At 72.0% G+C, this 12,650-nt stretch carries 10 protein-coding genes; 5 read left to right on the forward strand and 5 right to left on the reverse strand.

The features are described from left to right. Window positions 1-53: 53 nt before the first annotated feature. Entirely contained in the window at window positions 54-1,544 is a 1,491-nt protein-coding gene (locus tag ACFWJ8_RS06725; RefSeq protein ID WP_378810042.1) for an aldehyde dehydrogenase family protein, read from the reverse strand. A 140-nt stretch (window positions 1,545-1,684) separates the two neighbouring features. Here ACFWJ8_RS06725 and ACFWJ8_RS06730 point away from each other — a divergent pair, with 140 nt between their 5' ends. Continuing rightward, a complete protein-coding gene (locus ACFWJ8_RS06730) occupies window positions 1,685-2,296 on the forward strand; it encodes a TetR/AcrR family transcriptional regulator (protein WP_378810044.1) in 612 nt (203 codons plus the stop codon). Between the two features lie 151 nt (window positions 2,297-2,447). Here the strand turns inward: ACFWJ8_RS06730 and ACFWJ8_RS06735 are convergent, their stop codons facing one another. From ACFWJ8_RS06735 to ACFWJ8_RS06750, 4 genes are read right to left on the reverse strand one after another with little or no spacing between them, the layout of a single operon-like run. Beyond that, window positions 2,448-3,494: an NAD(P)H-dependent flavin oxidoreductase gene (locus ACFWJ8_RS06735; RefSeq protein ID WP_378810046.1), complete on the reverse strand. Its 1,047-nt coding sequence runs from the start codon at window positions 3,492-3,494 to the stop codon at window positions 2,448-2,450. Next, entirely contained in the window at window positions 3,487-5,697 is a 2,211-nt protein-coding gene (locus ACFWJ8_RS06740; protein WP_378810048.1) for a 3-hydroxyacyl-CoA dehydrogenase NAD-binding domain-containing protein, read from the reverse strand. The genes ACFWJ8_RS06735 and ACFWJ8_RS06740 overlap by 8 nt, the downstream gene beginning before the upstream one ends. A gap of 41 nt (window positions 5,698-5,738) precedes the next feature. Next, window positions 5,739-6,941, reverse strand: a complete 1,203-nt coding sequence (locus ACFWJ8_RS06745; protein WP_378810050.1) for an acetyl-CoA C-acetyltransferase — start codon at window positions 6,939-6,941, stop codon at window positions 5,739-5,741. Between the two features lie 11 nt (window positions 6,942-6,952). After that, window positions 6,953-8,104: an acyl-CoA dehydrogenase family protein gene (locus ACFWJ8_RS06750; RefSeq protein ID WP_378810052.1), complete on the reverse strand. Its 1,152-nt coding sequence runs from the start codon at window positions 8,102-8,104 to the stop codon at window positions 6,953-6,955. A 188-nt stretch (window positions 8,105-8,292) separates the two neighbouring features. Here ACFWJ8_RS06750 and ACFWJ8_RS06755 point away from each other — a divergent pair, with 188 nt between their 5' ends. From ACFWJ8_RS06755 to ACFWJ8_RS06770, 4 genes are all read left to right on the forward strand, one after another. Further along, the gene (locus ACFWJ8_RS06755) at window positions 8,293-9,054 is read left to right on the forward strand and encodes an SDR family oxidoreductase (protein ID WP_378810054.1); all 762 of its coding nucleotides are present in this window, start codon (window positions 8,293-8,295) and stop codon (window positions 9,052-9,054) included. Next, entirely contained in the window at window positions 9,051-10,247 is a 1,197-nt protein-coding gene (locus ACFWJ8_RS06760; protein ID WP_378810056.1) for an acyl-CoA dehydrogenase family protein, read from the forward strand. Before ACFWJ8_RS06755 ends, ACFWJ8_RS06760 begins: the two co-directional genes overlap by 4 nt. Next, window positions 10,244-11,326, forward strand: a complete 1,083-nt coding sequence (locus tag ACFWJ8_RS06765) for a phosphotransferase family protein (protein WP_378810058.1) — start codon at window positions 10,244-10,246, stop codon at window positions 11,324-11,326. The genes ACFWJ8_RS06760 and ACFWJ8_RS06765 overlap by 4 nt, the downstream gene beginning before the upstream one ends. 117 nt (window positions 11,327-11,443) lie before the next feature. Continuing rightward, a complete protein-coding gene (locus ACFWJ8_RS06770) occupies window positions 11,444-12,622 on the forward strand; it encodes a thiolase family protein (RefSeq protein WP_378810060.1) in 1,179 nt (392 codons plus the stop codon). Window positions 12,623-12,650 lie beyond the last annotated feature (28 nt).

Raw genomic sequence — 12,650 nt, forward strand, 5'->3', positions numbered from 1 at the left:
ATGGCGTGTCGCCGAGGTTCTCCGACGCCGTGCACGGGTGCGTGCGGGCCGGATCAGCGGCCCTTGCCGTGCAGCATCGGGATCATGCGCTCGACGAGATGCATGTCGCGCGGTGAGCGCTCGAGCGTCAGCAGGTTGAGTGCCGCTGTGCGGGTCTGCCGTGCGATGGACTTCGGCACACTGAACTCGCGCAAGCCGTCGGCGCCGTGGATGCGGCCGAAGCCCGAGCCCTTCACGCCGCCGAAGGGGAGGGCGCCCACCGCGGCGAAGCCCAGCACCGAGTTGATCGTCACGACGCCCGCGCGCAGGCGGGCGGCGAGGCGCTCACCCTTCTTGGCGTCCGTGGTGAAGACGGCGGCGCCCAGGCCGTAATCGGTTGCGTTCGCACGCGCGATGGCCTCGTCGAGGTCGGCCACGGCGTTGATCACGACCGTCGGGCCGAACGTCTCGCGCTGCACGGCGTCGGAGTCCTCGGGCACGTCGACCAGGACGATCGGCGACACCGTGCGCCCGTCGATCGAGCCGGGGCCGCCGAACGCGACGCGACCCCCGCGGGAGAGGGCATCGTCGACGTGCGCAGCGACGACGTCGGACTGGGCGGCGAGGGTCATGGGGCCGTACGTCGGCGCATCGCCGCCGACGACGATGCGCCCGGCGCGCTCGACGACCCTGTCGACCAGTGCGTCGCGTACGGCCTGCTCGACGTACACGCGCTCGACGCCCACGCAGGTCTGGCCGGCATTGCCCATGGCCCCGAACGCGATGAAGTCCGCCGCGGCGTCGAGGTCGGCGTCGGCGGCGACGATGAGCGCGTCCTTGCCGCCGCATTCCGCGACGAGCGGCGTGAGTGTCTCGGCGCACGCGGCCATGACCTTCTTGGCGCTCGCCGTCGAGCCTGTGAACGCGACCTTGTCGACGCCTGCCCGCACGAGGTCGGCGCCCGTGCCGCGGTCGCCGGTCACGACCTGCAGCACCGGACGGTCGCAGGCCTCGCGCCACTTGTCGGCGACCCATACCGCGGTGCCGGGTGTGAGCTCGCTCGGCTTGAACACGACCGCGTTGCCTGCCGCGAGCGCATAAGAGATCGAGCCCATCGGCGTGTAGAACGGGTAGTTCCACGGGCCGATGACGCCGACGACGCCATGCGGCTCGTAGCCGAGCGTCGCGTGCTGGTTGTAGTTCACGAGACCGGCCTTCACCTTGCGGCGCTTGAGCACGCGCTCGGCGTTCTTCGCCGCCCAGTCGAGGTGGCCCAGCGTCAGCATGACCTCCAGCAGGGCGTCGCCCTCGGGCTTGCCCGTCTCGCGCGCGATCGTCGCGGCCAGGCTCTTCGCGTCGCGGGCGACGGCGCCCTTGAAAGCGAGCAGGACCCGCCGCCGACCGTCGAAGCCCTGCGCGGCCCACCAGGCGGCGGCGTCGCGCGCACTCTCGACGGCGCGGCGGACGTCGTCGGCCGTCGCGACCGGGTAGGAGGCGATCGGGCTGCCGTCGCGAGGGTCGCTGGTGGTGAGGACGGCGGTGCCGTCGTCGTGGACGAGGGTCATGTCGGGTCCTGCTCTCTCCGTTGAGAACGTGGCATTAAGTGAATCGCGATTCACGGTATCGCCGCGAGAGTCTCCGCACAAGAGAAGCGGCGGAGATTTTCGAATCCCAGTTAGAATGTGACGGACGAGAGGGGACCGGCGTGTCGCAGGGCGGCGAGGACGGAGCGACGCTGAAGTCGCAGCGCACACGTGAGCGGATCCTGGATGCCGCGGCGCAGGTGCTGAGCCGCAAGGGCTATGCGGGCACGCGCCTGACCGACGTCGCCGATGTCGCCGGCGTCCAGGCGCCCGCGATCTACTACTACTTCGGCTCGCGCGACGACCTCGTCGAAGAGGTCATGTGGGCCGGAGCCCACCGCGTGCGCGTGCACGTCGACGAGGTGATCGCGGCCTTGCCCGCCGAGGCGACGCCGCTCGACCGCATCCTCGCCGCCGTCGATGCCCACCTGCGCTACGAGCTGCACATCTCGGACTACACGACCGCGTCGGTGCGCAACGCCGGGCAGGTGCCCGAGCACCTGCGCGTGCGGCCGGCCGCCGAGGAAGCCGCATACAGCCGCATCTGGCGCGACCTGTTCCACGCCGCTCAGGACGCCGGCCAGCTGCGCGCCGACCTCGACATCAACATCTTCCGTCTGCTGCTGCTCGGCTCGATGAACTGGGCGGTGGAGTGGTGGAACCCCCGCACCCGCAGTCTCGACGACCTCGTCCGTGAGACCCAGGACCTCGTCCGCCACGGCGCCGGCGCCTGACCTCGCCTGGTCCGTCCGCTCGGAGATCTCGCGAGTCTCGGAGGGCTCCCTGTCATCCGTCCGAGCGGGGCGCGATCTCCGAGCGGAGCGCGCCGGGTGCGGGCGGGGATGCCGGCGGTCGAGGCTGCCGGCATCCCCTTCCCGACGGGCGTCAGGCGAATAGTGCCAGACGTCGCTGCAGCACGTCGTGGGCCTGCGCGACGGTGCGGCGGACGACGTCGGCGGCGTGCGGGATGTCCTGGATGAGGCCCTGCACCTGGCCGACCGTCCAGATGCCGGCATCCAGGTCGCCGTCCTCGAAGACCCGGCGGCCGCGGGCGCCGGCGACGAGCTCGCGCACATCGGGGAACTGGCCGCCTTCGGCGAGGATGCGCACCACCTCGTCCGACACCGCGTTCTTCGCCACGCGGGCGGTGTTGTACAGCGACCGGAAGATGAGGTTGGTGTCGAGCTCGGTGGCCTCGACGATGCGCTCCTTCACCTGCTGCGACACGGGCGACTCGACCGTGCACATGAACCGCGAGCCCATGTTGACGCCGTCTGCGCCCAGCACCAGCGCCGCCGCGAGGCCGCGGCCGTCGGCGAACCCTCCCGACGCGATGAACGGGATGCCGAGCGCATCGGCCGCAGCGGGGATCAGCACCAGGCCCGGCACGTCGTCCTCGCCGGGATGTCCGGCGCACTCGAACCCGTCGATCGACACGGCCGTCACGCCGACCTTCTCGGCCTTGAGGGCGTGGCGCACCGACGTGCATTTGTGGATGACGCGGACGCCGTGCTCGCGGAACATGTCCATGTGCGGCTCGGGGTTGGCGCCGGCGGTCTCGACGATCGTCACACCCGCGTCGATGATCGCGCGCCGGTACTCGTCGTACGGCGGCGGGCTGATCGAGGGGAGGATCGTGAGGTTCACGCCGAACGGCTTGTCGGTGAGGGTGCGCGCCCGCTCGATCTCCCTCACGAGGTCGGCCGGGGTGGGCTGGGTGAGCGCCGTGATCATTCCGAGGCCGCCCGCTTCGGACACCGCCGCGGCCAGCTCGGCGCGGCCGACCCACATCATGCCGCCCTGCACGACCGGGTGCTCGATGCCGAGCACCTCGGTGAACCGGGTGCGCAGCCGCCCTCCGACGGGCTCAGGGACCGACGGCCCCGGCGCCGGAGCAGGCTCGGGGATTCCGGTGAGCGTCGTGTCACTCATAGGTCTCACCCGCCTCGGCCTTGGCCAGCAGCGACACAGGCGGCAGGAATCGGTCGCCGTACCGCCCGGCGAGCTCCCTCGACCGGGCGATGAAGCCCGGCAGCCCGCCGTCGTACTGGTTGACGTACTGCAGCACGCCGCCGGTCCACGCGGGGAACCCGATGCCGTAGATCGACCCGATGTTCGCGTCGGGCACCGAGGTGAGCACCCCGGCGTCCAGGCACGCGATCGTGTCGAGAGCCTCGGCGAACAGCATCCGCTCCTGCAGGTCCTCGAAGGGGAGCACGGTGCGCCCGGATCCGTAGGCCGACCGCAGGCCGGGCCAGATGCCGATGCGGCGGCCGGTGTCGTCGTAGTCGTAGAACCCCGCTCCGGCGCGGCGGCCGGTGCGGTGCGCGTCGTCGACCATGAAGTCGACGACCGCCTCGGAGGGATGCGCCACCCACGTCTCGCCGGCCGCCTCGGCGGCGGCGCGGGTCTCGAGCCGGATCTTCTGCGTGAGCGACAGGGTCAGCTCGTCGAGGAGCTGCAGCGCTCCCGCGGGGTACCCGGCCTGCAGCGCCGCCTGCTCGACCGACGCGGGCTCGACGCCCTCGCCGACCGCCGCGACCGCTTCGGCGATGAAGGTGCCGATGACGCGCGAGGTGAAGAACCCGCGGGCGTCGTTGACGACGATCGGGGTCTTGCGGATCTGCTGCACGAAGTCGAACGTCTTGGCGAGCACCTCGTCGCTCGTGCGCTCGCCGCGGACGATCTCGACGAGCGGCATCTTGTCGACGGGCGAGAAGAAGTGGATGCCTATGACGTCGCCGGTGCGCTCGACGCCCTCGGCCAGCAGGGTGATCGGCAGTGTGGAGGTGTTGGAGCCGAGCACGGCGTCGGGTCGCACGACGTGCTGGATCTCCTGGAACACGCCCTGCTTGACCGGCACCGACTCGAAGACCGCCTCGATCACGAAGTCGACACCTTCGAAGTCCGCCGCATCGGCGGTGGGTGTGATGCGGGAGAGCAGCGCCGCGGACTTCTCCGCATTCGTGCGGCCGCGCGCGAGCGACTTGTCCTCCAGCCCGCGGGCGTAGTCCTTGCCCTTCTCGGCCGCCTCGAGCGTGACGTCCTTGAGCACCACCTCGATGCCCGCCTTGGCCGACACGTACGCGATCGCGGCACCCATCATGCCGGCCCCGATGACGCCGAGCTTCTCGGCCCGGTACTTCGGGAGGGGCTCACCTGTCCGTGAGCTTGTCGAAGGGCGCGAGCCGCCGGCATTGATGTGCTGCAGGTCGAAGAAGAGCGCCTTGATCATGTTCTTCGCGACCTGGCCGTGCGTGAGCTCGACGAGGTAGCGGGTCTCGACCTTCGACGCCGTGTCGAAGTCGACGTAGGCGCCCTCGACGGCCGCCGCCATCGCGGCGCGCGGCGCGGGCAGCGGCGCGCCCTTGAGCTGTTTGCGCAGCGAGGCCGGGAACGCGGGCAGCGCGCCCGCGAGCGAGGGTGATGTCGGTGCACCGCCGGGAATGCGGAAGCCCTTCTCGTCCCACGGCTTCACGGGTGCCGGGTTCGCGGCGATCCAGGCCTTGGCGGCCGGCAGCAGTTCGTCTGTCGAGGCGACGAGCTCGTCGACGATGCCGACGGCCAGGGCGTCGGACGGCGAGAACTTCGTCGCCGGCAGGATCACGTCGGTCAGCGCCTTCTGCAGCCCGAGCATGCGGACCAGCCGCGTGATGCCGCCGCCGCCGGGGAGGAGTCCGAGCGACACCTCGGGCACCCCGAACTGGGCGCCGCGCACGTCGGCGGCGATGCGGTGGTGGGCGGCGAGCGCGACCTCCAGCCCGCCGCCGAGGGCGGTGCCGTTCATGGCGGCGACCACCGGCCGGCCGAGCAGCTCCAGCCGCCGCATGTCGGCTTTGACCGCGTCGATGTGCGCGGTCTCTTCTGCGGCCTTCGCGGGGTCGGCGGCGCGCAGCAGGTTGAGGTCTCCGCCGGCGAACCAGCTGCGCTTGGCCGAGATCAGCACGACTCCGCGGATGCCGTCGCGCTCCGCTTCCAGCCGGTCGGCCGTCGCCTTCAGGGCGGCCACGAAGTGGGGGTTCATGGTGTTGACGGTGCTGCCGGGATCATCGAGCGTGATGACGACGTCGCCGTCGGCATCCTGCTCCCAGGCATAGCCCTGGTACACGGTCGTGTCGTCGATCGTGGTGCTCATGGGTGTTCTCTTCTCGAGTCAGTGAGGGTGGATGCCGCGGGTCAGACCCGCTCGATGACGGTGGCGATGCCCATGCCGGCGCCGACGCACAGCGTCGCGAGCCCGCGCTGCTGGTCGCGCCGCTCGAGCTCGTCGAGGAGCGTGCCGAGGATCATGGCGCCGGTGGCGCCGAGCGGGTGGCCGAGCGCGATCGCCCCGCCGTTGACGTTGACCTTGTCGTGCGGGATGCCGAGGTCCTTCTCCCACTTCATCACCACGGCGGCGAAGGCCTCGTTCAGCTCGAACAGGTCGATGTCGGATGCCGCCAGCCCGGCCTTGGCGAGTGCCTTCTGCGTCGCCGGCGTCGGGCCGGTGAGCATGATCGTCGGCTCGGAGCCGGTGACCGCGGTCGCGACGATGCGGGCGCGCGGAGTGAGGCCGAGGCGCTCGCCGACCTCTTTGCTGCCGATGAGCATGAGCGCCGCGCCGTCGACGATGCCCGACGAGTTGCCCGCGGTGTGGACGTGATCGATGCGTTCGACGGCGTGGTACTTCTGTTTCGCGACGGCGTCGACGCCCGCCGTGTCGCCGAGCGCCGCGAACGCCGCCGGCAGGCTGCCGAGGCCGGACGTGTCGGGGCGCCGGTGCTCGTCGGTGTCGAGCAGGGTCACGCCGTTCTGGTCGCGCACGGGCACGATCGAGCCGTCGAACCGCCCCTCGCGCCACGCGGTGTCGGCGCGGCGCTGCGACTCGGCGGCGTAGGCGTCGACGTCGCCGCGAGAGAAGCCCTCGAGCGTGGCGATGAGGTCGGCGCCGATGCCCTGCGGCACGAAGTACAGGTCGTAGTTGGTGGTCGGGTCCTGGGCGTAGGCGCCGCCGTCCGAGCCGATCGGCACGCGCGACATGGACTCGACGCCGCCGGCGAGCACAAGGTCTTCGAAACCCGAGGCGACCTTGTGCGCCGCCGTGTTGACGGCCTCGAGCCCGGAGGCGCAGAAGCGGTTGAGCTGCACTCCCGCGACGGTCTCGGGGAGCCCGGCCACGAGGGCGGCGGTACGGGCGATGTCGCCGCCCTGCTCGCCCACGGGCGACACGACGCCCAGCACGATGTCGTCGATGAGCGCCGGGTCGACTCCCGGATTGCGCTCGAGGATCGCGTGGATGAGCCCCACGACGAGGTCGACGGGCTTGGTGCCGTGAAGCGCGCCGCCGCGGTTGCGGCCGCGCGGCGTGCGCACGGCGTCGTAGATGTAGGCGTCAGCCATGGGGGTTCCCTTCACAGTCCGAGGCCACGGCCGACGATCTCTTTCATGATCTCGGTCGTGCCGCCGTAGATGGTCGTGATGCGCGCGTCCTCGTAGTCGCGCGCGATGCGGTACTCGCGCATGTAGCCGTAGCCGCCGTGCAGCTGCAGGCAGCGGTTCACGATCTGCACGTACTGCTCGGTGGTCCAGAACTTCGCGGCGGCGGCGTCCTCGGCCGACAGCTCGCCGGCGGAGTGCGCGCGGATGCAGGCGTCGATGTACGCGCGACTCACCTCGGTGGAGGTGACCATGTCGGCCAGCTCGAACCGCGTGTTCTGGAACGAGCCGACCGGCTTTCCGAACGCCGTGCGCCCCTTGACATAGTCGATCGTCCGCTCCAGCACGCCCTCGCTCGAGGCGACCGCGGCGGCGGCGATCGACAGCCGCTCCTGCGGCAGGTTGCGCATGAGTCCGAAGAAGCCGTCGCCCTCGGCGCCGAGCAGGTTCGCGGCGGGGACGCGAACGTCCTGGAACACGAGCTCGCTGGTGTCCTGCGCGTGCAGGCCGACCTTCTCGAGGTTGCGGCCGCGTGAGAATCCGGGGGAGTCCGTCTCGATGACGAGCAGGCTGAGGCCTCGGTGCGGGTCTTCGCTCGTGCGCACTGCGGTGACGACGAGGTCGGCGTTCTGCCCGTTCGAGATGAAGATCTTCGTGCCGTTGACGACGTACTCGTCGCCCTCGCGCACCGCGGAGGTGCGGATGCCCGACAGGTCGCTGCCGGTGCCGGGCTCGGTCATGGCGACGGCGACGATGAGCTCGCCGGCGGCGATGTCCGGGAGCCATCGCTGCTTCTGCTCGTCGTTCGTGAGATCGGTGAAGTAGGGGATCACGATGTCGTTCGACAGGGCGATGCCGGCCATGCCGTCCGACACCGGGTGGCGCGCGAGCTCCTCGCCCATGATGGCGTGGAACCGGAAGTCGTCCGCGCCGCCGCCGCCGTACTCCTCCGGGATCGAGAAGCCCAGGATGCCGGCCTCTGCCGCCTTCTCGAACAGCCACCGGTCGACCTTGCCCTCGGCCTCCCAGCGCTCGGCGTGGGGCCGCGCGTGCTGTTCGGTGAACGCGCGCACGACCTCGCGGAACTGCTCGTGGTCGTCGTCGTAGATGTCTCGTGTCAGCGCCATCGCCGAAACTCCGATTCCTGTGAGGGGGTCACGGTGCGGCGTCCTCGCCGCGCAGCATGTTTTTATTATGCATTAGAAAGTGGATGCCGCAACCCGCCGCATCGGCGGCGGATCGGGGTTGTGCGGCGCACGTTTCTTACGCACGATTAAGCGCAGACGATGCCGTCTGCCCGAGAGCGAGGACGAAGATGACCACACCGCTGAGCGGCCGCACCGCCGTCGTGACGGGGGCGAGCCGCGGGATCGGACTCGCGATCGCGTCGCGCCTGACCGCCGAAGGCGCGCGCGTGTGCCTGACGGCACGACACCCGGACGAGCTCGTCGCCGCGGTGTCGTCGCTGCCCGCCGGCTCGGCGATCGGCGTCGGCGGTGCTGCCGACGACCCCGACCACCGCGCCGAGACCCTCGACCGCGTCGTGACCGAGTTCGGCGGCATCGACATCCTCGTCAACAACGCCGGCATCAACCCGGTCTACGGCCCGCTCGCGGGGCTCGATCTGGGCGCCGCACGCAAGATCCTGGAGGTCAACGTCGTGTCGACGCTCGCGTGGACGCAGGAGGCCCTCGCGCGCGGCCTCGGCGAGGGTGCGCACGGCGGCAGCGTCGTGAACCTGTCGTCGGTCACCGGTGCCGTCGCGTCGCCCGGGATCGGCTGGTACGGCGTGACGAAGGCCGCCGTGTCGCACCTGACCGAGACGCTCGCCGTCGAACTCGCTCCGCGCGTGCGGGTCAACGCGGTGGCTCCCGCCGTCGTCAAGACGCGGTTCGCCCGCGCGCTGTACGAGGGCCGCGAGGACGAGGTCGCCGCCGGGTACCCGCTCGGCAGGCTGGGCACGCCCGAGGACGTCGCAGGCGCCGTCGCGTTCCTCGTCGGCGACGACGCGGCGTGGATCACCGGGCAGGTGCTCACGCTCGACGGCGGCCTGCTCTCGGCCGGGGGTGCGGCGTGAGCGCCGACCTGCGGGCGCGCACGCGCAGCTTCATCCGCGATGTCGTGCTGCCCGCCGAGCCCGCCCCCGGCGCGCCGCTCGACGACATCGCGCTCGCCGCACTGCGGGACCGCGCGCGCGAGGCCGGGCTGTACGCGCCGCACGCGCCCGTCGAGTACGGCGGGCTGGGCCTCCCGCTGGACGAGTGGTCAGGGGTGTTCCAGGAGGCGGGGTACTCGCCGATCGGACCCCTCGTGCTGGGCATCATGGCGCCCGACGAGGGCAACGTTCACCTGCTGCACGTCGTGGGCACGCCGGCCCAGCACGAGCGGTTCCTCGCGCCGCTCGTGCGTGGCGACGTGCGGTCGAGCTTCGCGATGACCGAGCCGCATCCGGGCGCCGGCTCCGACCCGCGGGCGCTGTCGACGTCCGCCGAGCGCGTCGACGGCGGCTGGCGCATCACCGGGCGCAAGCGGTTCATCAGCGGGGCGAACGGCGCCGCGTTCGCGATCGTGATGGCGCGAACGCCGGCGGTGGACGCGTGGCAGGAGGGCGCCACGATGTTCCTCCTGTCGCTGGACGCGCCCGGCGTCACGATCGGCCCCGACGTCCACACGATCGAGGGTGCGATCGCCGGCGGTCACCCCTACGTGAGCTTCGCGGGGTGCTTCGTGCCCGACGAGGATGTGCTCGGCGAGCCGGGGCAGGGCTTCCGGTACGCGCAGGTGAGGCTCGGGCCGGCGCGGCTCACCCACTGCATGCGCTGGCTCGGGCTCGCCCGCCGCGCCCACGACACGGCGCTCGACCGCGCGAACGCGCGCGAGCTGTTCGGCTCGAGGCTGCGCGACCTCGGCGTCGCCCAGGCTCTCCTCGCCGACAGCGTCATCGACCTGGAGACCTCCGACGCGATCATCGACAGGACCGCCCGCGTGCTGGCCGCCGACCCGCGCGCCGGCGAGGCGCTGTCGTCGGTCGCGAAGGTTCACTGTTCCGAAGCCGTCTTCCGCGTCATCGACCGGTCCGTCCAGCTGTGCGGAGGCGACGGCGTCACGGACGCGCTGCCGTTGCTGCAGTACCTCAACGAGGTCCGGCCGTTCCGCATCTACGACGGGTCGAGCGAGACCCACCGCTGGGCGATCGCCCGGCGGGCGGCATCCGCGCGCGCCCGCGAGGTCGAGGCGGGCGCGTCGCGCCTCGACGAGGTGGTTCCGTGATCTCGCGGCCCGACGGGACGGAGGTCGTTGCTTCGTGGGCCGCGGCCGACGGCCTCGAGCGGCCGCCGCTGCTCGTCGTCGATGCCGTCGCGGAGTACCTCCGCGGCGCCGGCCTCGGCGACGGGACGCTCGCGTGGGAGCGCATCGGCGAGGGGCAGTCGAACGTCACGTACGCCATCGCGTGGGGCGGTCACGACCTGGTGCTCCGCCGCGGACCGCGCCCGCCGCATCCGCCCTCGACGCACGACATGGCTCGCGAGGCGCGGGTGCAGCGCGTGCTCGGTGCGGCGGGGGTGCCGGTCCCGGCGATCGTCGCGGTGTGCGAGGACCCCGCGGTGCTGGGTGTGCCGTTCTACGTCATGGAGCGGGTGGCGGGCGACGTGGTGACGGATGCCGTCCCGCCGGCGCTCGACGACGGTCCGGGCCGGCGCGGCATCGCCTTCGCGGCCGTCGACGCGCTGGCGGGCCTGCACGCCGTGCCGGTGGACGGCGACGTGGCCTCGCTCGGACGCCCGCAGGGGTACCTCGCGCGGCAGGTCGGACGCTTCGCCGGGCTGTGGCAGGTGAACTCGCGACGTTCGTTCGCCGCGGTCGACGAGCTCGCGACGTGGCTCGCCGACCGCATGCCGGTCACCCAGCGCGCCGCGGTGGTGCACGGCGACTTCCGCATCGGCAACCTGATGTACGCGCACGGGGCGCCGGCGCGGGTGGCGGCGATCCTCGACTGGGAGATGGCGACCCTCGGCGACCCGCTCGCGGACCTCGGCTACTTCACCGCGACCTACGCCCGGCCGGGCGCGGCCCCGACGCCGCTCGAGCTGACGCCCGTGACCCGCCTCGACGGTTTTGCCGAGACCGCCGAGCTGGTCGACCGGTACGCGGCGCGGCATCCACTCGACCTCTCGATGCTGCCCTGGTACGAGGCCCTCGCGCTGTTCAAGGCCGCCGTGTTCTGCGAGGCGCTGTACACACGGTGGCTCGACGGGCAGCGACCCGGCGACACGTTCGGACCCGCCCTCGAGGCCGGGGTGCCGCGGCTGCTGGAGGTCGCGCAGGAGCGCGCCGCGGTGCTGGGCTGACCCGGTCGCGCCACACTCGGAGATCTCGCGAGACTCGGAGCGATTCGGCCCGGGCGTCCGAGTCGGGCGGGATCTCCGTGCTCCGCGGAGACGTAGGCTCGGAGCAGGAGGCATCTCATGCGCAGTGCGGTCATCGTCGACGTCGTCCGGACGCCCTCGGGGCGGGGCAAGCCCGGGGGAGCCCTCAGCGCGGTCCACCCGGTCGACCTCGCCGCCGGCGTGCTCACGGCGCTGCTCGAGCGCAACGGGCTGGAATCGACGCAGATCGACGATGTGCTGATGGGATGCGTCAGCCAGGTCGCCGACCAGTCCCTCAACATCGCGCGTCAGTCGGTGCTCGCGGCCGGGTTCGCCGAGACCGTGCCCGCCGTGACGATCGACCGGCAGTGCGGGTCGAGCCAGCAGGCCGCGCACTTCGCGGCGCAGGGCGTGATCGCCGGCGCGTACGACATCGTCATCGCCGCCGGCGTGGAGTCGATGAGCCGCGTCCCCCTCGGCTCGTCGGCCCACGGCGGCACCGTGTCACAGGGCGTGACGCGCCGCTACCCCGACGGCCTCGTGAACCAGGGCGTCTCGGCCGAGCTCATCGCCGCGCGCTGGGGCCTCGGACGCGACGAGCTCGACGCGTTCTCGGCCGAGTCGCACCGGCGGGCGGCGGATGCCTGGGCCCAGGGTCGCTTCGACTCCCAGGTGATCCCGGTCCTGGCCGGTGGCGAGGACGCCGTCGCGTTCGACGAGACCGTCCGCCGCGGCACCACGGTGGAGGGCCTCTCCGGCCTCGGCCCGGCCTTCCGCACCGACGCGCTCGCGGAGCGCTTCCCCGACCTCGACTGGCGCGTCACCGCGGGCAATTCGTCACCGCTCACGGATGCCGCATCCGCGGCCCTCATCATGAGCGAGGAGAAGGCGGCCGAACTGGGGCTCACACCGCGGGCCCGCTTCCACGCTTTCGCGGTGGTCGGCGACGACCCGATGATGATGCTCACCGGGCCGATTCCGGCGACGCGCCGCATCCTCGAGCGCAGCGGCCTGTCGATGGGCGACCTCGACGCGTACGAGGTCAACGAGGCGTTCGCCTCGGTGCCGCTCGCCTGGCAGCGCGACCTGGACGCGGACCCGGCGAAGCTCAACCCGTGGGGCGGCGCGATCGCCCTCGGCCACGCCGTCGGCGCGTCGGGCACCCGGCTGCTCGGCACCCTCGTGGCGCACCTGGAGGCCAGCGGTGGCCGCTATGGTCTGCAGACGATGTGCGAGGGCGGCGGCATGGCGAACGCGACGATCATCGAACGCCTCTGAGGTCGGCCCCGCCAGCGGGCACGCGGTC

Source organism: Microbacterium sp. NPDC058389 (genome assembly GCF_042722305.1).
Taxonomy (GTDB): Bacteria; Actinomycetota; Actinomycetes; order Actinomycetales; family Microbacteriaceae; genus Microbacterium.

What these genes read in the sequence shown, in the direction of transcription:
- ACFWJ8_RS06725 (WP_378810042.1), bottom strand. Translation starts at nt 1,544, where the DNA reads ATGACCCTCGTCCACGACGACGGCACCGCCGTCCTCACCACCAGCGAC.
- ACFWJ8_RS06735 (WP_378810046.1), bottom strand. Translation starts at nt 3,494, where the DNA reads ATGAGTGACACGACGCTCACCGGAATCCCCGAGCCTGCTCCGGCGCCG.
- ACFWJ8_RS06740 (WP_378810048.1), bottom strand. Translation starts at nt 5,697, where the DNA reads ATGAGCACCACGATCGACGACACGACCGTGTACCAGGGCTATGCCTGG.
- ACFWJ8_RS06745 (WP_378810050.1), bottom strand. Translation starts at nt 6,941, where the DNA reads ATGGCTGACGCCTACATCTACGACGCCGTGCGCACGCCGCGCGGCCGC.
- ACFWJ8_RS06750 (WP_378810052.1), bottom strand. Translation starts at nt 8,104, where the DNA reads ATGGCGCTGACACGAGACATCTACGACGACGACCACGAGCAGTTCCGC.
- ACFWJ8_RS06755 (WP_378810054.1), top strand. Translation starts at nt 8,293, where the DNA reads ATGACCACACCGCTGAGCGGCCGCACCGCCGTCGTGACGGGGGCGAGC.
- ACFWJ8_RS06770 (WP_378810060.1), top strand. Translation starts at nt 11,444, where the DNA reads ATGCGCAGTGCGGTCATCGTCGACGTCGTCCGGACGCCCTCGGGGCGG.